The 23,631-nt window shown below is 43.6% G+C and carries 25 protein-coding genes; 13 read left to right on the top strand and 12 right to left on the bottom strand.

Annotated elements, in window-relative coordinates; genetic code table 11:
* Positions 1-19 precede the first annotated feature (19 nt).
* Genes murA through hisD form a run of 3 tightly spaced genes read left to right on the top strand, consistent with a single transcriptional unit; the run spans position 20 to position 3,258 of the window.
* Complete coding sequence (murA, locus tag ACMXYV_RS13115; RefSeq protein ID WP_415888920.1) at positions 20-1,282, top strand: UDP-N-acetylglucosamine 1-carboxyvinyltransferase; 1,263 nt, start codon at positions 20-22, stop codon at positions 1,280-1,282.
* Positions 1,283-1,300: 18 nt separating this feature from the next.
* Positions 1,301-1,948, top strand: a complete 648-nt coding sequence (gene hisG, locus ACMXYV_RS13110) for an ATP phosphoribosyltransferase (protein WP_415885433.1) — start codon at positions 1,301-1,303, stop codon at positions 1,946-1,948.
* Positions 1,949-1,950: 2 nt separating this feature from the next.
* On the top strand, positions 1,951-3,258 hold the full coding sequence (gene hisD, locus ACMXYV_RS13105; RefSeq protein WP_415888919.1) for a histidinol dehydrogenase: 1,308 nt from the start codon (positions 1,951-1,953) through the stop codon (positions 3,256-3,258).
* A 72-nt stretch (positions 3,259-3,330) separates the two neighbouring features.
* Here the strand turns inward: hisD and ACMXYV_RS13100 are convergent, their stop codons facing one another.
* Entirely contained in the window at positions 3,331-4,476 is a 1,146-nt protein-coding gene (locus ACMXYV_RS13100; protein ID WP_415888918.1) for a S1C family serine protease, read from the bottom strand.
* A 77-nt stretch (positions 4,477-4,553) separates the two neighbouring features.
* On the opposite strand from ACMXYV_RS13100, the gene ACMXYV_RS13095 reads away from it, so the two are divergent.
* Complete coding sequence (locus tag ACMXYV_RS13095) at positions 4,554-5,315, top strand: Nif3-like dinuclear metal center hexameric protein (RefSeq protein WP_415888917.1); 762 nt, start codon at positions 4,554-4,556, stop codon at positions 5,313-5,315.
* On the opposite strand, the gene ACMXYV_RS13090 is transcribed toward ACMXYV_RS13095, so the two are convergent.
* Together ACMXYV_RS13090 and ACMXYV_RS13085 are read right to left on the bottom strand one after the other, a co-directional pair.
* The gene (locus tag ACMXYV_RS13090) at positions 5,312-5,857 is read right to left on the bottom strand and encodes a YhcB family protein (protein ID WP_415888916.1); all 546 of its coding nucleotides are present in this window, start codon (positions 5,855-5,857) and stop codon (positions 5,312-5,314) included. The genes ACMXYV_RS13095 and ACMXYV_RS13090 overlap by 4 nt on opposite strands.
* Before the next feature lie 202 nt (positions 5,858-6,059).
* On the bottom strand, positions 6,060-6,818 hold the full coding sequence (locus tag ACMXYV_RS13085) for a FadR/GntR family transcriptional regulator (protein ID WP_415888915.1): 759 nt from the start codon (positions 6,816-6,818) through the stop codon (positions 6,060-6,062).
* A 136-nt stretch (positions 6,819-6,954) separates the two neighbouring features.
* Here ACMXYV_RS13085 and ACMXYV_RS13080 point away from each other — a divergent pair, with 136 nt between their 5' ends.
* Positions 6,955-7,938: an MDR family oxidoreductase gene (locus ACMXYV_RS13080; protein ID WP_415888914.1), complete on the top strand. Its 984-nt coding sequence runs from the start codon at positions 6,955-6,957 to the stop codon at positions 7,936-7,938.
* A gap of 83 nt (positions 7,939-8,021) precedes the next feature.
* Here the strand turns inward: ACMXYV_RS13080 and ACMXYV_RS13075 are convergent, their stop codons facing one another.
* Positions 8,022-9,200, bottom strand: a complete 1,179-nt coding sequence (locus tag ACMXYV_RS13075) for an NnrS family protein (RefSeq protein ID WP_415888913.1) — start codon at positions 9,198-9,200, stop codon at positions 8,022-8,024.
* 137 nt (positions 9,201-9,337) lie between these two features.
* Here ACMXYV_RS13075 and cobU point away from each other — a divergent pair, with 137 nt between their 5' ends.
* From cobU to ACMXYV_RS13055, 4 genes are read left to right on the top strand one after another with little or no spacing between them, the layout of a single operon-like run.
* Positions 9,338-9,856 (top strand): bifunctional adenosylcobinamide kinase/adenosylcobinamide-phosphate guanylyltransferase, encoded by a 519-nt coding sequence (gene cobU, locus ACMXYV_RS13070; protein ID WP_415888912.1) that lies wholly within the window; start codon positions 9,338-9,340, stop codon positions 9,854-9,856.
* Complete coding sequence (gene cobT / locus ACMXYV_RS13065; protein WP_415888911.1) at positions 9,853-10,908, top strand: nicotinate-nucleotide--dimethylbenzimidazole phosphoribosyltransferase; 1,056 nt, start codon at positions 9,853-9,855, stop codon at positions 10,906-10,908. The genes cobU and cobT overlap by 4 nt, the downstream gene beginning before the upstream one ends.
* A 21-nt stretch (positions 10,909-10,929) precedes the next feature.
* Positions 10,930-11,532: a histidine phosphatase family protein gene (locus tag ACMXYV_RS13060; protein WP_415888910.1), complete on the top strand. Its 603-nt coding sequence runs from the start codon at positions 10,930-10,932 to the stop codon at positions 11,530-11,532.
* A 21-nt stretch (positions 11,533-11,553) separates the two neighbouring features.
* Positions 11,554-13,110, top strand: coding sequence for an HDOD domain-containing protein (locus tag ACMXYV_RS13055; protein ID WP_415888909.1), 1,557 nt, complete (start codon positions 11,554-11,556; stop codon positions 13,108-13,110).
* Here the strand turns inward: ACMXYV_RS13055 and ACMXYV_RS13050 are convergent, their stop codons facing one another.
* Genes ACMXYV_RS13050 through ACMXYV_RS13040 form a run of 3 tightly spaced genes read right to left on the bottom strand, consistent with a single transcriptional unit; the run spans position 13,111 to position 14,958 of the window.
* Positions 13,111-13,434 (bottom strand): hypothetical protein, encoded by a 324-nt coding sequence (locus ACMXYV_RS13050; protein ID WP_415888908.1) that lies wholly within the window; start codon positions 13,432-13,434, stop codon positions 13,111-13,113.
* A 28-nt stretch (positions 13,435-13,462) separates the two neighbouring features.
* Positions 13,463-14,029 carry a cob(I)yrinic acid a,c-diamide adenosyltransferase gene (locus ACMXYV_RS13045; RefSeq protein ID WP_415888907.1) on the bottom strand — a complete coding sequence of 189 codons (567 nt, stop codon included), beginning with the start codon at positions 14,027-14,029 and terminating at the stop codon, positions 13,463-13,465.
* 29 nt (positions 14,030-14,058) lie between these two features.
* Positions 14,059-14,958 carry a 2-dehydropantoate 2-reductase gene (locus ACMXYV_RS13040; protein WP_415888906.1) on the bottom strand — a complete coding sequence of 300 codons (900 nt, stop codon included), beginning with the start codon at positions 14,956-14,958 and terminating at the stop codon, positions 14,059-14,061.
* Positions 14,959-15,065: 107 nt separating this feature from the next.
* Between ACMXYV_RS13040 and ACMXYV_RS13035 the strand changes: the two genes are divergently transcribed.
* Positions 15,066-15,548, top strand: a complete 483-nt coding sequence (locus ACMXYV_RS13035; RefSeq protein ID WP_415888905.1) for a YajQ family cyclic di-GMP-binding protein — start codon at positions 15,066-15,068, stop codon at positions 15,546-15,548.
* 50 nt (positions 15,549-15,598) lie between these two features.
* Here the strand turns inward: ACMXYV_RS13035 and ACMXYV_RS13030 are convergent, their stop codons facing one another.
* From ACMXYV_RS13030 to ACMXYV_RS13015, 4 genes are all read right to left on the bottom strand, one after another.
* Positions 15,599-15,811, bottom strand: coding sequence for a hypothetical protein (locus ACMXYV_RS13030; protein WP_415881983.1), 213 nt, complete (start codon positions 15,809-15,811; stop codon positions 15,599-15,601).
* 75 nt (positions 15,812-15,886) lie between these two features.
* Complete coding sequence (locus tag ACMXYV_RS13025; RefSeq protein WP_415888904.1) at positions 15,887-17,254, bottom strand: AmpG family muropeptide MFS transporter; 1,368 nt, start codon at positions 17,252-17,254, stop codon at positions 15,887-15,889.
* 140 nt (positions 17,255-17,394) lie between these two features.
* Positions 17,395-18,351, bottom strand: a complete 957-nt coding sequence (locus ACMXYV_RS13020; RefSeq protein WP_415888903.1) for a porin — start codon at positions 18,349-18,351, stop codon at positions 17,395-17,397.
* Between the two features lie 55 nt (positions 18,352-18,406).
* On the bottom strand, positions 18,407-19,063 hold the full coding sequence (locus tag ACMXYV_RS13015) for a DUF2057 family protein (RefSeq protein ID WP_415888902.1): 657 nt from the start codon (positions 19,061-19,063) through the stop codon (positions 18,407-18,409).
* Positions 19,064-19,425: 362 nt separating this feature from the next.
* Between ACMXYV_RS13015 and ACMXYV_RS13010 the strand changes: the two genes are divergently transcribed.
* Positions 19,426-21,348 carry a PhoX family protein gene (locus tag ACMXYV_RS13010; protein ID WP_415888901.1) on the top strand — a complete coding sequence of 641 codons (1,923 nt, stop codon included), beginning with the start codon at positions 19,426-19,428 and terminating at the stop codon, positions 21,346-21,348.
* Positions 21,349-21,420: 72 nt separating this feature from the next.
* Here ACMXYV_RS13010 and ACMXYV_RS13005 read toward each other — a convergent pair whose 3' ends face one another.
* Positions 21,421-22,188: an SDR family oxidoreductase gene (locus ACMXYV_RS13005; protein WP_415888900.1), complete on the bottom strand. Its 768-nt coding sequence runs from the start codon at positions 22,186-22,188 to the stop codon at positions 21,421-21,423.
* A 449-nt stretch (positions 22,189-22,637) separates the two neighbouring features.
* Between ACMXYV_RS13005 and ACMXYV_RS13000 the strand changes: the two genes are divergently transcribed.
* Both ACMXYV_RS13000 and ACMXYV_RS12995 read left to right on the top strand, forming a co-directional pair.
* Complete coding sequence (locus ACMXYV_RS13000; RefSeq protein ID WP_415888899.1) at positions 22,638-23,141, top strand: FxsA family protein; 504 nt, start codon at positions 22,638-22,640, stop codon at positions 23,139-23,141.
* Positions 23,142-23,291: 150 nt separating this feature from the next.
* Positions 23,292-23,579 carry a co-chaperone GroES gene (locus ACMXYV_RS12995; protein WP_415881976.1) on the top strand — a complete coding sequence of 96 codons (288 nt, stop codon included), beginning with the start codon at positions 23,292-23,294 and terminating at the stop codon, positions 23,577-23,579.
* The last annotated feature ends 52 nt before the right edge of the window (positions 23,580-23,631 follow it).

The raw sequence follows: 23,631 nt of genomic DNA, 5'->3' as shown, positions 1-23,631 counted from the left end.
GCCTTTTACTGGATTGACCATGGATAAACTTATTATTACAGGTGGCGAGCAGCTTACAGGTGAAGTTCGCATCTCCGGTGCTAAAAACTCGGCGTTACCTATTCTTGCTTCAGCTTTGCTAGCGTCTGAGCCAGTTACAATTTGTAACTTGCCACACTTGCATGACATTACGACGATGCTTGAACTGTTGCGTCGTATGGGTGTTGAGCTTGTTATTGATGAAAAACTAAATGTAGAAATTGATGCCAGCACAATCGATAAACTGGTTGCACCTTATGAACTAGTAAAAACGATGCGAGCATCAATCTTGGTACTGGGCCCTATGGTGGCGCACTTTGGCGAAGCTGAAGTATCCCTTCCTGGTGGTTGTGCTATCGGTTCACGCCCAGTCGATCTCCATATTCAGGGGCTGCGTGCAATGGGCGCAGACGTTGTTGTGGAAAACGGTTATATCCGCGCCACAACAAATGGTCGCTTAAAAGGTGCCCGAGTGTTCTTTGATACTGTAACGGTTACAGGTACAGAGAACATTCTTATGGCGGCAACGCTGGCTGAAGGTCAGAGTATTCTTGAGAATGCCGCTCGTGAACCTGAAGTGGTAGACCTAGCGGAATGTTTGATCGCGATGGGTGCGGACATTACTGGCCACGGTACAGATACTATTGTTGTCAATGGTGTTGAAAAGCTACACGGTTGTAAATTCCCTGTGGTTGCTGACCGTATTGAGACTGGTACATATCTAGCAGCTGTAGCGGCAACGCGCGGTAAAGTAAAGATCAAAAATACATCGCCAGCAATTCTTGATGCTGTTCTGCAAAAACTTGAAGAAGCGGGAGCGCACATAACTACGGGTGATGACTGGATCGAGCTGGATATGAAAGGCCAGCGTCCAAAAGCAGTTAATGTAACTACTGCACCTTATCCTGCTTTCCCGACAGATATGCAAGCGCAATTTTCTGCGATGAACGCGGTATCTGATGGTGTCAGCATTCTAAAAGAAACAATATTTGAAAACCGTTTCATGCACATGCAAGAGATGATTCGCATGGGCGCTAAAATCAATATCGATGGCAATACTGCAGTAGTTGAAGGCGTTGAGCGTTTGCAGGGTGCACCTGTTATGGCAACAGATCTCCGTGCTTCTGCAAGTTTGGTTATTGCTGCATTGGTTGCAGACGGTGACACCGTAATTGATCGTATCTACCACATTGATCGCGGTTACGAGTGTATAGAAGAAAAATTACAGTTATTAGGCGCACGTATTAAGCGTGTTCCAGGTTAAACAGGTATATAGAACGCTATGAAGCAGCAACTAACGATTGCACTGTCCAAGGGACGTATCCTCAAAGAAACTCTGCCTTTATTGGCGGAAGCTGACATTGTGCCGGCAGAGGATATTCATAGCAGCCGTAAACTGATTTTTGATACAAACCATGACAACATCAAATTGGTTGTCATTCGTGCTACTGATGTACCGACTTATGTTGAGTACGGTGGAGCGGATATGGGTATCGCAGGTAAAGATGTTCTGCTAGAGCATGGTGCTGCTGGTTTGTATGAACCTTTGGATCTGAAAATCTCTAAGTGCAAGCTTATGGTTGCAGGTATGAAAGGGGCTAAGCCAGTTGAAGGCCGAATGAAAGTTGCTAGTAAGTTTGTCAATGTGACCCGTGACTACTTTGCTAAACAGGGATGTCAGGTTGATATCATCAAGCTTTATGGCGCTATGGAATTAGCACCGCTAATGGGCTTGGCTGACCGTATCGTTGATATCGTAGACACAGGCAATACCTTGCGAGCTAACGGTCTAGAGCCGATGGAAGAGATTGCAGATATCAGTTCACGTTTGGTTGTTGGTCAGCCTTCAATGAAAATGAAGCACCGTCAGATCCAACCGATCTTAGATAAATTAGCTGATGCAATTGCCCGCCGTGATGGAGAAGCGTAATCATGACTGATTTGAATATTAAACGTCTGGATTCTACTCAGGCTGATTTCCGTCAGCAGATGGATAAATTGCTTGCGTGGGAAGCGGTATCTGATGAAAAAGTAAATCAGATCGTCAATGAGATCCTTCAGCGCGTTGAGCAAGAAGGCGATCCAGCGGTTGTTGAGTACACCAACCGTTTTGATAATACGTCTGTATCCGAGATGTCTGAGCTTGAAATGAGCAAAGAGCGCCTGCAAGCAGCTTTAGACAATCTTCCTGAAGATCAGCGTAAAGCCCTGGAAATTGCTGCAGAGCGTGTTCGTAGCTATCACGAGCGTCAACTCGTTGATTCATGGCAGTACACTGAAGCTGACGGCACTATGCTAGGTCAGAAAGTAACGCCAATGGATCGTGTTGGTCTGTATGTACCAGGCGGTAAAGCTGCGTACCCATCTTCAGTATTGATGAACGCAATGCCAGCAAAAGTTGCGGGTGTTGAAGAGATCATTATGGTTGTGCCAACACCTGGTGGTGAGGTGAACGAGCTAGTACTTGCAGCAGCATGTTTATCAGGCGTTGATCGCGTTTTCTGTATTGGTGGTGCACAAGCGGTTGCGGCTTTAGCTTATGGTACAGCGACTGTGCCTAAAGTAGATAAGATTGTAGGTCCAGGTAACATCTTTGTGGCAACAGCGAAGCGTGCAGTATTTGGTGCTGTTGGTATTGATATGATTGCTGGCCCGTCAGAAATCCTTGTTGTTTGCGACGGCCAAACTGATCCTGATTGGGTCGCGATGGATCTTTTCTCCCAAGCTGAACACGATGAAGATGCGCAGCCAATTCTGGTGACACCTGATGCAGGCTTTATTGATGCAGTAGAAGCGAGCATCAACAAATTGTTGCCAACCATGGAGCGTAAAGAGATTATCGAAACCTCTCTACGCTTGCGTGCTGCGCTCATTAAGGTTGCAGATATGGACGAGGCTATTGAAGTTTCAAACCGTATCGCGCCAGAGCATTTGGAATTGTCTGTAGATAATCCTGAAGCGCTATTACCAAAGATTCGCCATGCAGGCGCAATCTTTATGGGGCGTTATACAGCTGAGGCACTAGGTGATTACTGTGCAGGTCCTAACCACGTTTTACCGACGTCTGGCACTGCAAGGTTCTCTTCTCCACTAGGTGTGTATGACTTCCAGAAACGTTCTTCCTTGATTATGTTCTCTGAAGATGGCGCTTCTGAAATGGGTAAAGTTGCATCAGTACTTGCGCGCGGTGAAAGCCTTACAGCGCATGCTCGTTCAGCAGAGTACCGTATTAAGTCTTAATTGAAAAATTTAGACTTTTCGATGAAGGGCTGCCTGAAATGGCGGCCCTTTTTATTTGCTATGTAATGAGGATTAGTTACGGCTTTTAGGTCGTTCACCAATTTCAGCATCAAAGGAGAGCTCTTTGCCTTCCCGAAGAACTTTCACGCTGACTACCTGACCTGGGCGCAGTCTGGCTATTTGAGTCATCGATTTGCGGCCATCCAAAATAGGATTATCATTGATGGTCAGCATTACGTCACCTGGTTGCAGGCCCGCTGTATGGGCTGGACCGTTGCGGAAAACGCCTGCAATGATAAGTCCTTGAAGTTTTTTAAGGCCAAATGATTCAGCTAGGCTAGGTGTGAGCTCTTGTATCTCAATACCCAACCATCCGCGCACAACGCGACCATGCTGTATTAAATCCTGCATAACCTGTTTAGTCAGATCTGATGGAATTGCAAAGCCGATCCCTTGAGAGCCACCTGATTTAGAAAAAATTGCGGTATTAATGCCAATCAGATTGCCAAAGGCATCAATCAAAGCACCTCCAGAGTTACCCGGATTGATAGCTGCGTCTGTTTGTATAAAGTCTTCATAGGTATTCAGGCCGACACTGTTTCGGCCCGTAGCGCTGATGATGCCCATCGTCACGGTTTGCCCAACACCAAACGGGTTGCCTATGGCTAGGACTACATCCCCAACACGATAATTTTCAGTTTGGCCGAGTGTAATACTGGGTAAGTTTTCCAGTGTGACCTTTAAAACGGCTAAGTCTGTTTCTGGGTCTGTGCCGATTACTTCTGCGGCAGCTTCTCTGCCATCCTTCAAAGCTACGATAATACTATCGGCACCTGAAATTACGTGGTTATTGGTAACTATATAGCCTTGAGAGCTTAGAATTACACCAGAGCCTAGGCTGGACTGAACTCGCTCTCGTTGTGGAATGCTGTCGGAATCAAAGAAGTTACGGAAAAAAGGATCGTTGAAGAGAGGATGTACATTCTGTCTAACAACAGTCTGGGTGTAGATGTTAACAACAGCAGGCGCAGCGACTTCTACAGCATCTGCGTAAGAAACAGGGCCAATATTTCCTTGTAGAGTCGTATTGTTACGGGCTTCACGGAACTCAATGGTAGAGTTTGAACTATCTAATAGATCTGGAAAGACTTGCAACAGGAGAATAGCGACAAGGACGCCTGAGAGGATAGGCCAGAAAAGAAAGTTAAATTTACGCATGAGTGTATAGTCGAAACGCCATAAACAAGCTTAGAATTATACGATTAATATTCCCTTTGTGAATGGATAACAGAAGAATGTCGGTAAAACTATCAGATCTAATCGCATATATAGAGCAGCGATTAGAGCCAAACCAATTTAAAGATTACTGCCCGAATGGTCTGCAAGTGGAAGGGCGAAGTGATGTTAGCACAGTTATAACGGGTGTAACGGCTTCTCAAGCTTTGATAGATAGAGCTATCGATGAAAATGCTGATGTCTTGTTGGTGCATCATGGCTTTTTTTGGAAAGGAGAGAATAGCTGTATTACAGGGATTAAAAAACGTCGCATCAAAGCCTTGCTAGATAATGATATTAGCCTGCTTGCTTATCATCTGCCATTAGATGCTCACCCTGAGATCGGTAACAATGCCCAACTCGCTAAGCTTTTAGGAATCGAGGGTTTTGGTGCTTTAGAGCTTGGCAATCCGCGCAGTATTGGCAATACGGGAGAGTTACCTGAAGCCATGTCCGCAGAAGCGGTCGCTGATCATATAGAGAGGGTTTTAAATAGAAAACCTTTACTGATTAAAGGCGGAGACCACCCTATTAAAAGGATTGGTTGGTGCACGGGGGGTGCCCAAGGTTATATCGAGAAAGCGATAGAGCAGGGCTTGGATGCTTTTATCTCTGGTGAAGTCTCAGAGCCAACCTTCCACAGTGCAGTAGAGAATGGTATTCACTACTTTGCAGCAGGCCATCACGCAACGGAGCGTTATGGTGCCAGAGCATTAGGTGAGGAACTGGCGCTGAAATTTGGGCTTCAACACCAGTTTATCGATATAGACAATCCCGTTTAAGCTTTCGCTTTTGGTTCTGCTGTTTCTGCGTCTACATTGCTAGGCGCATCAGCAGGAGTCTGTTCTTCCTCTTTGGTTTCCTGTTCTTCTTTCAAACCAAAGTTTTCAGATAACGTACCTTCATCTTCAGGAGACTTAGGTGCGTAATCTTTAGGTTGTTCGGCAGAGCTTTCTACTTGTTCTGCTTCAGTGGCAGGTTTTTCTTCAGCTGATTTTTCTTCTGCTTCGCTTTCTAGCTTTGGAGTCAAAGAGGGTTCAATGGCTAGATCAACGCTACCTGGCTGGCATAAGCCTTGTGCACCAGTAGCAAGATGTTCATGAACATCTTTGTAGCTGTTAGTCAGGTTGTTGACTAGCGCTGCTGTTTTTTCAAAGTGTTCAGTAACTTCGGTCTTGTAGCTGTCTAGTTCTTTTTGAGTACTTTCTAGTTTCTCAGCGAGTTCTGCTTGGCGTTGTGCGCCTCCGCCAGAACGTCCCATCAAAAAACCAATTACGGCGCCAACAACAAGGGCTGCAATACTAATAAGCCAAACGTTTTCCACAAAAACTCCTTATAAACTTGGCATTTTAAGATGAATTAGGAGCTGACAAAGATAGCCTGAATCTATTGTATAAGGTACAGCGTCAAGGGATCTTTGATAGCTTTGTGCAAGGATAAATCAATTATCTATCCCTGCCTATTATAAATAATTTTCGGCTTTATCCGTGGATAAATGAACTATAGATTGGTCGAACTTAGCTGGTTTATTGTTTAAAAGTACTTTGTTTCGCCGCTTCTTGATGGGAGGACTGCGCCTCACCATGTAATAGATCTAGATACTCAATCTGTTCTTTGATGATAGCTTTAGCTAAATTGATATCTTGATCTTCAATCGCACCCAGTAGTCTGCGATGTTGCCCTAAGATAATTTCTCTTTCACGGAAACGGTATGCAATCATGTTAGCAACCGGTTGCAGAGCCTCGATCAACGAATACATCACAAAGCTCAGCATACGGTTACCACTTGCATCGGCTATGGCGCGATGGAAGCGAACATCAGCCGCGCAGAATTCTTCAGGGCTAATATTGGTATTGGATTGATAATTTAATTCGGCTCGCAGTTTATCTAGATCTTGTTCTGATCTGTTAACGCAGGCTTGTTGGCAGCATAAACTTTCTAACTCTAGTCGAGTGCTGCTCACTTCAGTCAAAGATATCTGGTTCATACTGACAAAAAGTGTCGCAGCTGTGGTCATCTGATCACTGAGCTCTTCAGCTCCTAAGTGGTTTACGAAGGTGCCACCAGTAGGGCCTCGGCGTGAACGGATTAAGTTCTTAGCAGCGAGACGCTTGAGCGCTTCTCGAATCGTAGGGCGTGATACGTGAAAGCGTTCAGCTAGTTCACCTTCTGTAGGCAAGCGATCATCTGCTTTTAGGGAGCCATCTAAAATCGCTTCCTGTAATTGATCAGCGACTTGTTTAGACAAGCTGGACTTATTGATAGGTGCTACTTCTAGGCTCACGTATTACTCCATAGGATTGCTAATACTACGAATAAGCTATTCTACATAAACTGAAACAATAACATCATAGCTTGTATCATTTAAAAATCTATTTTATATTTGTATGACAAATAGATAAATAAGTTGGGAGATCGGCATGTTCAAAGCGCTCGTGTTAAATCAAAACGACGGTAAGACTGTAGCGGAAGTGACAGAATTGAGTCTGGATCAATTACCAGATCAGAATGTTTTGGTTAAAGTCGATTACTCCTCGTTAAACTACAAAGATGGTTTAGCTATTACAGGTAAGGGCAAAATTATTCGGAACTTCCCTATGGTTCCGGGTATAGATTTAGTTGGCACAGTGGAAGAGAGTGCTGATGGTCGTTATCAGAAAGGCGATAAAGTTGTACTGACAGGTTGGGGTGTAGGTGAAAACCATTGGGGTGGTTTTGCTGAGTATGCACGTCTAAACGCAGATTGGTTAGTACCTCTTCCTGAAGGTATGGATCCTGTTCGCACTATGCAGATCGGTACAGCAGGTTTAACTGCCATGCTGTGTGTAATGGCTCTGGAAGAGGGTGGTGTAACACCTGATAAAGGTCCAGTCATTGTTAGTGGTGCCGCAGGCGGTGTAGGTAGTGTTGCCGTTTCAATCTTAGCCGGGCTTGGTTATCAAGTTACGGCTATTACGGGCCGTCCTGAAACAGAGAGTTATCTGAAAGGTCTGGGGGCTTCAGAAATTGTTAGTCGAGAGCAGATGGCAGAGCCAGCAAGGCCTCTAGAGAAACAGCGTTGGGCAGGTGCGGTTGATACTGTGGGTGATAATATCCTAGGTCGCATTATATCAGAAACAGACTATGGTGGTGTTGTGACTGCATGTGGTCTTGCTGCCAGCTTCAAGCTACCAACAACAGTTATGCCATTTATTCTTCGTAATGTTCGTTTGCAAGGGGTTGATTCAGTGATGTGCCCTTATGAGCGTCGTCAAGAAGCTTGGAAAAGACTACAAACTCAATTACCAGATAATGCTGTAGGCGATATTGCTCAAATCATCGCGCTAAATGAGTTGCCTGACTATGCTGAGCAAATCACCAATGGCCAAGTTAAAGGTCGAGTAGTTGTAGATCTTAAAAGCTAAACGATCGACCGTTTAGGTGAAAAAATACGGCTCTATATTTAGAGCCGTATTTTTATTAATGGACTATTAGATCGAAGGCTGACCTATCCATATAGGCCATCCACTCGAGGTTTTATCAGGATTGGGGTGTAAATAATCAGGAAAAGTACCCAAGCGAGCATCCATAGCGTGCCTGATAAGTGCAGCGTTGTGAGGTACGAAAGAGGTAATAGCCCCACGCTTAGTCGCACAGCTGCGGCTAATATCATCAATATAAAGGCAGTAATGATTAGCGGTCCGACTTTCAGAGGTCGACCTGTATGTCCCAAAGAAACACGTGCCATCATACCTAGTGTTAACCCCCCAATACTTCCAGCAGCAAATGCATGGTAAGCAATCGAAGTGCTAATTAGATCCAGTAAACTTAGGCTATAAAGGATAAAACCTAACGCAACAAACAGGTAGCCAAACTGAAGAATCCATACCAAAGGTACCGCAAAGATCCGTTTGTCGAACCAGCCTGCTACCCGAATTAGATTCGCGAATCCCAGTAATAGACTGATACCAATAATTAGAGGCTTAACCTCTGTCAGGCTTAAAAGAACCCAAATTGCAGTCAGGGGGATAATCGCTTTCTCCAGCCAAGCATGTTTTGTTACTTTTACGCCTTCAACTCCGCGCTCAGTAAAAAATGGAATAACACGGCCACCCAAGATACTTATGACCATGATGACTAAAAATAGGCCTAGTTGAATTCCTTTCGCTGCTGTTGTCTCAGTGTAGCCAAGTAGTTGCAAGTGCATGAGTAGGTTGGCAATGAAGAAGCTAAGTAAGAGCGGCACAAACATCAAATTACGATAGTTTCTAGACTTAATAACTGGCCAAGCCACGCAAGCGGCCACCATAGGCGCGAAGGCTAAATCAGTGACAGCGACTAACCAAGGGTCGATCGCTGGGAATAAAGGCATTAAGCGCGCACTAAACCAGAGTAAAAAAAGTGCAGCGAGAGGCCAGCTATAAAGTGTTTGTACGTTAGTCCATGTCTTAACTGCGGTCATTAAAAAACCGGCGATGATGGCTAAAGAAAATCCAAATAGCATTTCGTGGGCATGCCAGAATACACCATAGTTATAGTGGTGAGGCTGAATACCGCCACTATAGATAACCAGCCACGCAGCCATTAAAAGTATGGCTGAGAGTGCTCCACCTAAGAAAAATGGGCGAAATGCCAAATTAAAAAGAGAAAAGGGTGAAGGGGTGCGTCTTTCTTGTAGTTGGATCATGGGATCTCTCCGCCGCTTAGATCAGCAGTGTTATAATCTACACTAAGAATTACTAAATGTGTATTAAAAATACATCTTAAAGAAGTGTTAACGTTCATTTTATTGATCTGACAACGAGCTTTTGACGAGGGATATCAGTGCGACAGTTAATTTTAGGTGGTGCCAGGTCGGGTAAAAGTCAGGTGGCGCAAGAAAGAGCTACCATCACCGGCCAGCCTGTTGTTTATATCGCTACCGCTCAAGCACAAGACTCGGAGATGGAGCAGCGTATTGAATTACATCGTCAGAATCGACCGAGCGAATGGCAGATATTAGAGATCCCTTTTGACTTGCCGGATGCACTTTATAGTTTGAGTGGTAAGGGAAACACAGTTTTAGTTGATTGTTTAACTCTTTGGTTAACCAATCTGTTATTAAAAGGTTTGGAACCTATGCAGGAAGGCATGAAGGCGCTTACTGCTGCTGTTGATGATTTTGAAGGGAACTTAATACTGGTTTCGAATGAGGTAGGTTGGGGAATTGTCCCTATGGGCGAATTGAGTCGTCAATTTCAAGATAACACCGGTCGATTACATCAAGATTTGGCTGCCGTTGTGGAAGTGGTGACGTTAACAGTGGCGGGTATTCCAATGGCTGTCAAAGGAGATATTAAGTGAACTTGCAGGAATGGTCGCAGATTAAAGCTAAACCTTTAAACGTTCAAACTGAACAAGCTGCTTTATCTCATCAAGGAAACCTAACTAAGCCACCCGGCTCTTTAGGCGTATTGGAAAAAGTTGCTGTGCAAATGGCTGCAATGCAAGCGCAGCCATTACCTTCGGCAGATCGTGTAAGCATCTCTATTTTTGCTGCAGATCATGGGGTGGCTGCTCAGAATGTATCCGCGTTCCCCCAAGAAGTTACATCGCAAATGATTTTGAATTTTGCCGAAGGCGGCGCGGCAATCGCTGTGTTGGCTAAGCAATTGAAAGCACAGTTTGAGGTGATTAATTTAGGGACGGTGGTGCCTGTTGAACATCACAATGTGCTTAATCGAGTAATCGCTTCGCAAAGTGCTGATATTTCGAAAAGCCAAGCGATGAGCAGTGAGCAATTGGTGACTGCGCTTAATGTGGGAGGGGAGGCGGTTTTAAGAGCTAAATTGTCGGGCGCTCAACTCTTTATCGCCGGTGAGATGGGGATAGGGAATACAACGGTTGCTGCTACAGTTTTGGCTGCAGCTATGAACCTAACAGCCCAAGAGGTGGTTGGAGCAGGGACAGGCGTATCGGGTGACGCGCTCGAACATAAAACGGTAGTGATAGATCAGGCGCTTAAGCTACATCAGTGTACAGACGACTCCCCCTTTGAATTGCTTCAATCATTAGCCGGTTTTGAAATTGTAGCGATGGTTGGTGCTTATCTGACGGCAGCAAGGGAAGGCATTACGATTGTGGTGGATGGGTTTATAAGCACTGCGGCTGCATATATGGCCAGTATCATTTGTCCCTTAGCGAAAGACTGGATGATCTTTGGTCATCAATCTGCGGAAAAATTTCATCATAAAGTACTTGTTGCCATGTCTGCTGAGCCTTTGTTAGCGTTGGATATGCGCCTAGGTGAGGGTAGTGGCGCTGCAACGTCGGTAAGTGTGATTCAAACAGCATGTTTGTTGCATAAACAGATGGCGACATTCTCTAGTGCTGGTGTGAGTGAAAAGTCGGACTAAAACCTATAGTAAGGATCTCTTTTGGATACTCTGTTTGTTGACTTGTTCCGACATGGTGAACCTGCACTTAAAGGCGTCTATTTAGGCCGTACCGATAGCCCCTTGTCTGCAAAAGGTAGATCTACTTGTGAAACTGTTTTAGTAAATGGTGAATGGGACTTAGTTGTGAGTTCGCCGTTAAAGAGGGCTTTGGAAAGTGCGCATTGGTTAGCCAATACTCGGCAGATAGAGCTACAAGTCTGGGATGAATTACAAGAGCTTGACTTTGGTGACTGGGATGGCGTTAGTTTTGAGCAGGTTTATAGCGAAAACCCCGTTGCAGCAGATAAGTTTTGGCAAGCACCGCAGGATTACCCTGCACCAAATGGCGAAACTATTCAGCAATTTAAGCAACGAATAGCTATGGTTAAAGAGCGGTTACTGCAATTATCTGACGAAAAGGTATTAGTTGTAACTCATGGTGGGGTGATTCGGTGCTTGATCGGAGATATGTTGGGCATTGAAGCAGATCGTTGGAGCCGAATTGCGATCGATTACGCACATTTTTCGAAACTGAGGTTTGATCATGATTCACAGCAATGCTGGCCGCAGTTATTAAGTAGTAATATCCAACCCCCTAGCTGATGTTGTTGTATAGGATAGTGAATGAAATACACCGAAACGCTTAAAAATATTCACCGAAGCCTTGATCGTCTGGGCGATCTGCCGGTGTTTAGTGCTACGGTCAATCGCATACAGCAGATTAGCGCGTCAGAAGAAAGTGATGCTATGGCTTTAGCCATGGCGATCATGAAGGATACAGGTTTATCAGCCAAACTGATTAAGTTGGCTAACTCGCCGATGTATAAGCGCGGACAAGGTGATATCACTGTTGTATCGCGGGCGGTGGTTCTGCTTGGTTTTAATCAAATTAAAAATATCAGCTTGACCCTTAAGCTGATTGAAAGCTTCCATGATGAAAATCCAGATCTAGATGTGCCTGGGATGATGATGCGGCAGTTCTTGAGTGCCAATATAGCTAAAGAACTTGCGCTTAAAAGTCGGAAGTCAGTTGATCCAGAAGAAGCATATATGGCTTCTTTGTTATTTGGATTGGGCGAAATTATGGTGGCTTGTACCTTGCCAGAGCAATATCGAAAAATGCTCAGGTTGAAGGAAAGGGGTGATAAAAAATGGCCTCGCATTCAAGCTGAAGTGTTAGGTATGAGCTTTAGCGAATTAGGTAGAGAGTTGGCAGCAGGTTGGGGGTATCCCAAACAGATTTTGAATACCATGGCACCAATTGATTTAGCTCATATAGATGAGAAAAGCGATCTGCTGGCGACTTTACCTACGTTGAGCCATGGTTTAGTTCAACAGCTTTATGGGCAAGATCAAAATAATGAGCAGCCCTACGATAAGGTTGTTGATGCAGTATCCCTTGTGGGGGATATTCCTTTTGATGATGTCGGTGAAATCACGCTACAGTGCTTCCAACAGGTTGCTAAAGTCAGCCGAAACTACGGTTTAAAAGCACGTTCATTAATTCCAGATTATTCAGAAACGGGTAATGTGGCGAAAGATGATATGGTGCGTCAGCTTTCTTTCTTAGCTCATAATGAAGTGGAGTTGGAAGAGGTCGAGCAAACTGAACATGTTGAAGAGAAATCTTCACCAGCTGCTGAATCGAAACGTAACTCTAAGCAGCTGAGTTATCTCAATCAACTAACAGAATTGATCGCTGCTGATGGCAAGATCCACGAAGTTTTCAAGTTAGTGGTGGAAGCTATCGGTGAATGCGGACAGTTTGATCGCAGTATGCTTTGCTTACTTGGCAAATCAAACACACACCTTTCAGTAAAAATCATCGAAGGCGATGAGCTTGATCCACTTCAAACTTACTTTGAAAGGGATAAATCGGGTAAAGCGGACGATCTGTTCTTTAAGGTTTTAGCTAAACAAGTGACTTTACTGGTTAATGATCTGGATGAAGGTGGTTGGGACAAGCGGCTACCACCAAATTTCGTTAAGCAGGTAGGCTGTCAAGGATTTGTATTGATACCGTTAACTATGGGAAAACGGGTTATTGGTATGCTGTATGCGGATCGTTTAAAAGGTCGAGGTCCTGTCTCGGAAGAGGACTTTAATACGTTTAACCAGTTCTCTACGCAAACGCGTCTAGCTTTAATGTATGCTGACAGTAAAGCTAGACAAACGGCATGATTATTCGGTCATGCCTTTCACAAATGATTTAGTGTCTTCCCACGCATCTTTACTGATCTCTACACCATCATCGATAACGTCTTTACTTACTTCAACGCCATCTTCGATGACTTCACCACCTTTCTCAACAACGGTTTTCGCACCCGATTCCGTTGAGCACATTGCACGTTTAGCGACACACTTAGATTTGCAACCTAGTTCAGCGGCATCATCAGTAAAGTGTTTTACAGAGCATTTAGCTTCACACAAGGTTTGGTCTGTTGAGCAGTCAGCAAAAACTGCAGGTGTTAGTAGCATTAACGCAGAAAAAAACAGCGCTCTCATTATTCTCTCTCCCGTTAGGTGAGTTGTATTATCTAACTTCTTTGGATCGCCAAAGAATCTCTTCACCGCCCTGCCTTAGCACTATAATTCTGCTCGCCACAAAAAGCAGATCGGACAGCCTATTTAGATAAATACCAGAGTTTGGATTTACCTGAGCTGACTCATCTTGGAGTAATGCTGTTATTCGTCTCTCAGCGCGTCGGCAGATACTACGCGCTAAATGGGTATAACTGGCTGAAAGAGTTCCGCCTGGGAGAATAAACTCTTTCAAAGGCGGTATCTCTGCATTCAGTAGATCCAGTTGTTCCTCTAAGTATTCTATCTCTGTCGGAGTCATAACGACATAGCTTGGGTCTGCAATTGCTAACTCGCCGCCTAGATCAAATAGCTGGTGCTGTATTGTTTGCAGTAGTTTCGTTAATGATTCATCAGAAGGCAGGCTCGCGATCACTATGCCTATAACACTATTGAGTTCATCAACAGTGCCGATTACTTCGATTCGAAGATCGGTCTTAGATACACGTTCACCATTGGCTAATCCGGTTTGGCCTTGATCGCCAGAACGGGTATAGATCTTACTTAGCCTGTTACTCATGACTGCTCCTAGAGATAGAAACTACTGGATTAGGCATCACTATGAGGATGTAGTTCCCGAATTTTTTTAAGGTAGTACTTGTTGATATCCGCTGTGATATCTAGTTTGTCGGCCTGCTCACATAGATAGCCGGTGATCTGATTAATTTCTGTTATACGGCCATGTTTCACATCTTGGTTCATCGAGGAAAAATTATTTGCCGTTAATTCAGCTACCTGACAAGCATGGTTAATTAAAGGGCTATCAAATAGTTCTAGATTGAGTGCAGTTGCGACCTTTTCTACCTCATTACAGATTAATACCATCTCATTTAGATAGTTCGGGTTGCTAACTAACTCGCCATTTTTACAGTCAAAAATCGCAGTTAAGGGGTTAATGGCGCAGTTAATAGCCAGCTTGCGCCACAAGGTTGTAGCTATTTCTGGATCAGGTTGTAGATCTAAGAAACCACAATCTAATTGTTCTAACCACTCGAGCGTTTTGTCGGGTGATCCGATACGAGTGTTTCCTTTGCCTGCGTGTACGACAGTGAATTCAGATTCTAACCATGCACCATCTGTTGTTGATGCCCAAGCAACTTCAGCGTTTGCTAATTGATCTGTTATCCATTGCTGGCTGCCCATGCCATTTTGCAGCACAACAACATGTGCATCATCAGCAAGTCGATGTTTGATCGAGTTGAAAGCGGCTTGAGTATCAGTGGATTTGGTCGTGATAATCAGTTGTTGGATTAACGACGAATCACCGGGGAGTTCAGCTTCACAGCTATGCATTTGATCAGCTAATTGAATGCCGCGATTTGCTTTAAATCGAGAAAGCTTCGCTGAATTACGCAAAATAAGAGTGACGGGGTAACCTGCAGATATCAGATTACAGGCCCATAAATTACCAATTGAGCCAGCTCCAAGTATGTACCATCTCTCTTTCATACTTAATTCTCTTAATCTTCAGCATGTGGATCCTATTATCTCTCTATTGTGACGTGAAATGGAGATAAAGGTCAGCTAGAATCGGCAAAAAAATAGGGAGAAGCCTCATGCCATCATTCGATATTGTGTCTGAACTAGACATGCACGAAGTTACCAACGCTGTTGATCAGTCTAATCGTGAACTTCAAATGCGTTATGATTTTAAAGGTGTTGATGCACGTTTTGAACAAAGTGAGTCAACAGTCACTGTTCAGGCTGAGGTTGATTTCCAACTGCAGCAGATGATGGATGTGCTCAAGAACAAAATGACGGGGCGTAAAATCGATGTTCGCTGTTTAGAGATTAAAGACCCTGAAACTGCGAATATGCGCGCGCGTCAGGAAGTTATTCTGAAGCAAGGCCTAGATCAGCCATTGGCAAAGAAGATTGTTAAGTTGATCAAAGATGCCAAACTAAAAGTTCAAGCTCAGGTGCAGGGTGAGCAAGTGAGGGTAACAGGTAAGAAGCGCGATGACTTGCAAAGTGTAATGGCAATGTTGCGTGAAGCAGACCTTGAATTACCACTGCAGTTTAATAACTTCCGCGACTAAACCTACCTGTCACTGCTTTAACAAAGTCAGGTGAATGATGTTTCACCTGATTAATCTTGTTCTAAGCAATCCAGAAGAAAGATCTCTTTTACTAGGTCCTGAGAAGGTGTAGCTTCAAAATCGTCTACGCAGATAGCCCCGCTTTGCAATTTGCTGGTTAGCGTATCGCCTTGCCAATTAACGACTGAAATCCCCGTAGAGCGGTGAATAACTCTCAGGTAAGGGTTGTTACGTTCAAACCAAGCGTCAATCATATAAGTCATCGGTATATCCCTCCTTGTTAAGTGTTAAGAAGAGTAACCCAGATTTATATGAATGTAAATGATAATGATTCCTATTTATTTTCTAGGACTGATCCAGATCAATACCAATACGGGAAGGCCTATGATTGCAACTGCAGTAAAGAACCAAGGGTAGCCAAAATTATCGACAAAGCCACCAGAGAAGCCGCCAAGGAATTTAGGGAATAGCAACATCATCGAGCTGAAAAGAGCATATTGTGTCGCTGAGTATTGAATATTAGTCAGGCTAGATAGATAGGCGACAAAGGCTGCGGTAGCGATACCGCCACTTAAGTTATCCAGAGAGATAACGATTGTAAGTGCCGTAGTATCATTGCCTAAGGTGGCTAGCCAAGCAAATAGAAGGTTGGTCAGAGAAACTAACAACGCCCCTAAGAACAGGATCTTTCTTACGCCAAAGCGATTAACCAGAATGCCGCCAAGTCCTGCGCCAACGATGGTCATGACTACGCCATAAATTTTGATGATTTGCGCTATCTCTTCCTTGGTAAAGCCCATATCGACATAGAAAACATTAGCGATAATCCCAAGAATGACGTCAGAAATTCGGTAAGTACCAATTAACGCAAGAATAATAAGGGCTTGCATACCGTAACGACGTACAAAGTCGATAAAGGGGCAAGCAATAGCTATATAAGCCCAGCCTAAAAAGCGTGTTATAAAATCGGGAAGGTGAGCATTACGTTGAGTAAATTCAATAATTTTTTGTTGTTGCTCAAGCGTTTCGGTGTCCATCTCAACAGAAGCAGGTTCTTTTACTAAAAAGGTTGTGATCATACCGATTAGCATTAAAGAGGCCATGATTAAGTAGGCATACTTCCAAGAATTGATGTCATAGCTTTCAGGTGAAATTGAGGTCCACGCAGCGATCGCAAGTGCGCCTGCACCCGCCACAATCATCGCTATGCGGTAGCCAGCCATATAAGTTGCAGCCATGGCTGCTTGTAAGCGTTCACCTGCTGATTCGATGCGGTAGGCATCAATTACAATATCTTGGGTAGCGGAACTAAAAGCGACCACCAGTGCTAACAACGCCATATATTGAAGGTTTTCATGGGGATTAGAGAAGGCAAGCCCTGTTAAACCGATGACGAGCATGATCTGAGAAAGCAATAACCAGCTTCTGCGCCTACCAAGCCAAGTCGACAGTAAAGGGAGGCTTAAGCGATCAACTAAGGGGGCCCACAGCCATTTGAAACCATAGGCTAAACCCACCCAAGAGAAATAGGTGATTAAACTCCGCTCAACGCCTGCTTCACGTAACCAAAAAGATAAAGTGCCAAAGACGAGCAAAATTGGAAGGCCAGAAGAGAAACCAAAAAACAGAAGTGTGATTGCTCTAGGGTGAAGATAGATTTTAGCTGTATCGAGCCAAGATTCAGTTTTGGAATCAACTGATGACATATAGGACGCCTTCCGTGTAGTAGGCGTTTATTGTCGCTTTCGAAAAGATCTATAGCAACTAAAAAGGCCCAGTAAATACTGGGCCTAAAGTTTTTAGCATCAGCTTGTCTGAAGGGGGGGACAAGCTATGGCTTAAACTTTTAGAACTTGATGCGCATACCAGCAAGTAGGTCTAGGTCGTAGTCCGTACCTGCGTCGTCGTCACGGTGTGTAACTTCAGCGAATACAGAAACGTTTTTCTGCGTCGGGAATTTGTAGGTTACATTTCCGTAGATAGCTTCTTCATCCATGTTAGCTGCATCGTAATCGTGCTCCATGTAGCCAACTGAAACTTTAGTTGTTTTAGCAGCTTTGAAAGTAGCTACAAGGTTAGTCATCGCAACGTCATTGTTGCTTGTGCCTTGATCAGAAACACCGTAGTCCATGCCGAATTTAGCGAAACCAGCATCAAACTCAGCACTTACACCCCAGATGTCTTCTGAATTTGATGTTGGTGTAGCCTTAACAGTTTGGAAAGCTGCACCTAGAGTTACTGCATCAAAGCCACCTTCAACGTAAATTTCAGTAGATTCGTTGTTGGAGCTATCTTCACCGTCAGCTTCTAGTTCATGAGAGATTGCTACGCGTGCAACGTCGAAATCAGCGTCAAAGCGGATTACGTCATCGCCATCGATAGAACCAAACTCGTCAAAAACGTCCTTACCTAGTGCTTCTTCGATTGCTTTTTCAACACCAAAGTCATCGGCAGCGTTGTCCATCTTACCTACTTGAACGGACATGTTGTGCGCTTTCATACCTAGGTAAGCTTCTTCTAGGTCGTCACCTGACTGTTTGTCTTCAGCTGCATTTTTAAAACCAAAGTCTAGCTGGCCGTATGCAGTTAAGCCGTTTCCTAGATCGTAAGCGATCGAGTTTTTGATCTCTAGATCGTCAAATTCTACTTCAGCGTCTTTAGATTTGCTTGCGTTGTCACGCAGCTGAACCTGCCAGTCACCTTTGATTTTGAAAGTAAGGCCTTTGTCGTCGTAAATAGTAGCAGCAGTTGCAGAGTTAGCAGCAAGCGCAGCAATTGCAGAAGCCAGGATCAGCTTTTTCATGTCTTCTCTCCAAGGAGTTTTAATATAAGGTTTTTAACTTTTAATTTGTGAAAGCTTATTTGTTTTTAATAAGCTCTTTAAATGAGTTTCTAGTGTTTAGATCGGCTTGGTTATACCAATAAATAAGCATTTCCATTGCCATGTTTTCTTTTTTAATAACACTGTTTTTTGTTGGTTTGTTATTAGTGTTATTTGGAAGAGTTATTTGGCTTTTAGGTAATGATGCAGTTGCATTACTTTGATTGAATTTTTCTAATTCTTCTTCAAAATCTCTGCTTAACTGAAAGCCACCTTTCTCAATAATGTTTGCTTTGTAAGGAATGCTATTGCCTGCGCTATTTTTTAGGATCCAGTTTTTATTCTGTTCGAATTTATCTAGATCTTTAATGCGCTCAATCGTTGGTGCTGCAAGGGATATTTGGCTGTCATTGCTTTCGAATAATAGAACGAAGGCTTTGCTTTGCTCTATTTCAAAATCACCACCCTTTTTTACTTCAGCGGTATAATTTACAAGGATCTGATTTGATCCATTAGGTAGCTTGTAATTGTTGCTGCCGTTAAATAGTTTATCTGAATTAACTTCTGAACCATTAACTGCAATTAAGTTTACGCCTTCTTCTAATAATAAAATGTTGTCTGCGTAAGAATAACTGGATGCAATTAAAGAAATTGCAGTTAATGTGGATAGTAGAATTTTATTTAAAGGTTTCAAAATTATTGCCTTGTAAAAGTTAATTCGTTGTTGCGGCGCAATAATAGATGGGTTTTATTTCAGAATTGTTTCTTTTTTGTTGTGCTAGAATTTAATTTCTTTAAGTTTTTGTTGCATAGATATTGCTGTTTTGAAACGCCTTTTAAATGTATGGTTTATTTTTGATCGATTGTTTTGTTTTTGTTCTGAAGTTAATCTTTTTGCTTCTGTGGGTTTTGATTAATTGTCTAATAACTCTGTTTTTAGCAAGAGCTTCATTTAACGTTAATTTATATGTCATTAATCAGTACTAGCTTTGAATTCTGGTGCCCAAGAGTCGGGCTATACAGCAAGATGCAATTCGATTTTTTAGTGGAATCACTATGAGCTATAACAATTCACATGATCTTTGCAGCAATTTAAATCAGGAACAGGATTCAGAGTTTACTCAGCTAACAGATAAAGCAGTTAGTCGTCGTAGTTTTTTGGCTGGGGCTGGCGCGCTAGGCTTAGGTGCTTTTATAGGGATGTCGCCTATTGCAAATTCAGTACAGGCAGCAATCGCAAAAAAAGTTAAGAGTCAGCTTATCGGATTTGAGCCTATTGTCAGCAGTACAGCTGATACAGTTGTTGTACCCAAAGGCTATAACGTGGCAAACCTCATCTCTTGGGGGGACCCTATCTTTGAAGGCGCACCAGAATTTGATCCAACAGGGCGAGCGCCAGCGTCAGCGCAGGCGCTACAGTTTGGTGACAATACCGATGGTATGTCATTGTTTCCTTTATCTAGCGATCGTGCAGTATTGGCTGTTAATAATGAATACACCAACACTGATCTGTTGTATGACCATAAAGGTGACATGATTACCGCTGAGGATGTGTTGAAAGCACAACATGCTCACGGGGTGTCTGTTTTTGAAATTCAGCAAACCGCTCAAGGTTGGATCGTTGATCGCAGTGGTAAATTGAATCGTCGGATTACTGCAAATACTCCAATGCAGTTGACAGGTCCAGCGGCAGGGCATGATTTGCTTAAAACAGCTGCAGACCAAACGGGTCGTGAAGTATTGGGAACCTTTAATAACTGTGCCAATGGGGAAACGCCTTGGGGTACTTATTTGACCTGCGAAGAGAATTTCCATAAGTATTTTGGTACTGAGGATGGGGCGCATAGTATCCCGGCTGAACAAATGCGCTATGGTTTAAAAGCGGAAGATAAACGTTATCAGTGGAGTAAGTTTGATCAACGTTTTGATCTAGCTAAAAACCCAAATGAGCCGAATCGTCATGGTTGGGTGGTAGAGATCGATCCGATGGATCCTGAGTCTAAGCCGCTTAAGCGTACAGCGCTAGGTCGCTTTAAACATGAGAATGCAGCTCTCATGGTCGATAACTCAGGTCATGTTGTTGTTTATCTGGGTGATGATGAGCGCGGTGAGCATCTGTATAAATTTGTGTCAAAAGGTAAATATGATGCAAATGATCAGAGGAAAAATCGTGACCTTTTAGTCGATGGTACTTTATATGTGGCGAAGTTCAGTGCAGATGGCGGTGAGCTGAAGGGCAAAGGCGCATGGCTGGAGCTCACTTTTGGTAAGAATGGATTAACGCCAGAGAATGGGTTTAATAGTCAGGCAGAGGTACTTATCCACACACGTTTAGCAGCGACGCAAGTGGGTGGAACGACCATGGATCGACCTGAATGGGTTGCAGTACATCCTGATAAATCGAGTGCTTGTTGCACGCTGACGAATAATAAGCATCGTGGCAAGAAAGAGGGTCAGCCTGTTGGAGGGCCAAATCCACGAGCAGAGAATAAGTACGGACAGATCGTGCGTTGGACGCCAATGAATGGCGATCATACTTCTGCTGAATTCAGCTGGGATCTGTTTCTAATCGCGGGTAATCCAAGCATCCATCAAGAGGGGCTTTTAGCAGGTAGTAGTAACATCACTACCGAAAATATGTTCAATAGCCCGGATGGATTAGGCTTCGATAAAGGTGGTCGTTTGTGGATCATGACCGATGGTAAATACTCCAATGCCGATGATTTTGTGGGTATGGGTAACAATCAGATGTTGTGTGCAGATCCAGAAACCGGCGAAATTCATCGTTTCTTAACGGGACCCATTGCCTGCGAAGTGACGGGATTGACGTTCTCTCAGGATCAAAAAACCATGTTTGTAGGTATTCAGCACCCAGGTGAGAAGGGTAAACCTTCGCATTTCCCAGCGGGTGGCGACAGTAAGCCGCGTTCAACCATTGTCGTGATAACACGCGACGATGGCGGGGTGATTGGGGCTTAACAGCAATACTCTAGAAGCAATCAATAGGCACAAAAAAACCGGCGTAAGCCGGTTTTTTTGGAGCTTGGAAGCTTAAACGCGCAGGCCGCCGTCAACTTCGAAGCAACGACCGCTAATGTAGTCATTTTCAAGAATGAACGTAACAGTCTTAGCAATTTCTTCAGGCTTACCAAGGCGTTTAGCCGGGATACCTGCAGCAATTTTTTCCAGAGCTTCTGGTTTCATGCTCATAACCATCTCAGTACCGATGTAACCTGGAGCGATGGAAGCAGCACGGATACCGTAGCGAGCTAGCTCTTTAGACCAAGTAACAGCCATTGCTTCTACGCCAGCTTTAGTTGCTGTGTAGTTAGTCTGGCCCATGTTACCTGAACGAGAGATAGAAGAGATGTTTACGATGCAACCAGGAACGCCTAGGTCGATCATGTGAGCCGTAGCTTCACGAGCACATAGGAAAGTACCAGTTAGGTTAACATCCATTACCAGGTTCCACTGGTCCATAGACATCTTCTTAACAACTTTGCCAGTTTCGCGATCAACTTTCATGAATAGACCGTCGCGAGTGATACCAGCGTTGTTTACTAGACCGTGTAGCGTACCGAAATCAGCTACAACGTCATTGAATAGTTTTTCTACTTCGTCTTCTTTAGCTACGTTGCAGATGTAAGCGCGTGCTTCAACGCCTTTTTCCATGCAAAGGCCAACAGTCGTATCTAGATCTTCCTGGCTTAGGTCAGCTAGAGCAAGTTTTGCGCCCTGTTCAGCTAGTTCAAGTGCCATTGAACGACCAAGACCACGGCCACCACCAGTTACAACAATTACTTTATCTTTGAGTTCCATTTTAGGATTACCTTACTTCGGTTTGACTCTTTTTTGTGCGTTGCGTCATTGTGCAGAATTTAAACTTATCCCGCTTTCGCAAAAAAGTCTACTTGTTGCTCCACGGAATCATTTATCAATAAGTTTAATATACTCATGGCCGGTATTTTTTTTATTTTTTGCAGATGCTAACTATATGTTTTTTAATAAAAATTTCGCAGTGCAAAATGCATAGGTACTTTGGTATTGGTTTTTTTTTAGACGATTTTTTAACGCTAAAAACGTGAAAATTGAACTTAAAATGATGGTTTAGGGTTGAAAATTTTTGGTCTGACCATAAAAAGGAAAGGGTATGTTGAGTGAAAAATACCAGTTCTATACAGGTTTTAATTTAGGCAGGTAGGACCTGTTTAGAAACTCTATAATGAGTCCTATGCTTATAGAACTATCGATTATTTTTGAGGCAATAAATGAAGTTTCTTTTTCTGCTGTTCATCATTATCCCCATTATTGAAATCACAGTACTTATAAATGTAGGTGATGCGATTGGGGCGTGGAACACAGTTGGTTTAGTACTACTGTCTGCATTTATAGGCGTAAATATGTTGCGCTACCAAGGCTTATCTACACTGGCACGAGCGCAGCAGCGTGCGCAGAATGGCGAGATTCCAGGCCAAGAGATGGTTGAAGGTATTGTGCTTGCTGTGGGTGGTGCACTGTTAGTTACACCGGGCTTTGTTACAGATGTGATTGGTTTTAGCTGTTTGCTTCCTTTTACGCGCAAAGCGTTTGCTAAAGCATTGTTTAGTCGCTTCAGTGTGATAGCTATGCAGCAGCAACATCAAAGCTCAGCGCAATTTTATGCGAATGACCCTTTCCAACATCAATCGCAGACGCATCAGACTCATGAGCAACAAGATCGAAATATCCGTTCAAATGATGTGATTGACGGTGAATTTGAGCGCAAGGATTAATTTCTAGGCAAAAAAATTGTTGGGTAGCGTTGAATTCATTTTTTATGCCCCAACCTAGCATTTCAAAGGGGAAAGCAACGTAGAGTTGTTCGGCCCGATTCCAAACAAACATGTTTATTTTGATCAGATAAAGATCAGGAGAAAGAACAGATGAAAATTCGTCCACTTCACGACCGTGTAGTTGTTCGTCGTAACGAAGAAGAAGCTACAACTGCAAGCGGCATCGTACTGCCAGGTTCTGCACAGGAAAAACCAAACCAAGGTAAAGTTATTGCTGTGGGTGAAGGTCGTCTTCTGGAAAATGGTGAGCGCCAAGCGCTAACTGTTCAGGTTGGGGATACAGTATTGTTTGGTGGCTACGCTAACACTGTAAAAGTTGACGGTGAAGAGCTACTAATTCTTAGTGAAGGCGAAATTTACGGTGTATTGGAAGACTAATCTTCCGGTTGAACTTTTCGCTTTATCTAATTGTTTAAAGAATTTGATTACA

The sequence above is a fragment of the Neptuniibacter sp. SY11_33 genome, from assembly GCF_047778025.1.
Lineage (GTDB): Bacteria > Pseudomonadota > Gammaproteobacteria > Pseudomonadales > Balneatricaceae > Neptuniibacter.
Note: the sequence above shows the minus strand (reverse complement) of the source record. Positions and strands in the feature narration are given on the sequence as shown.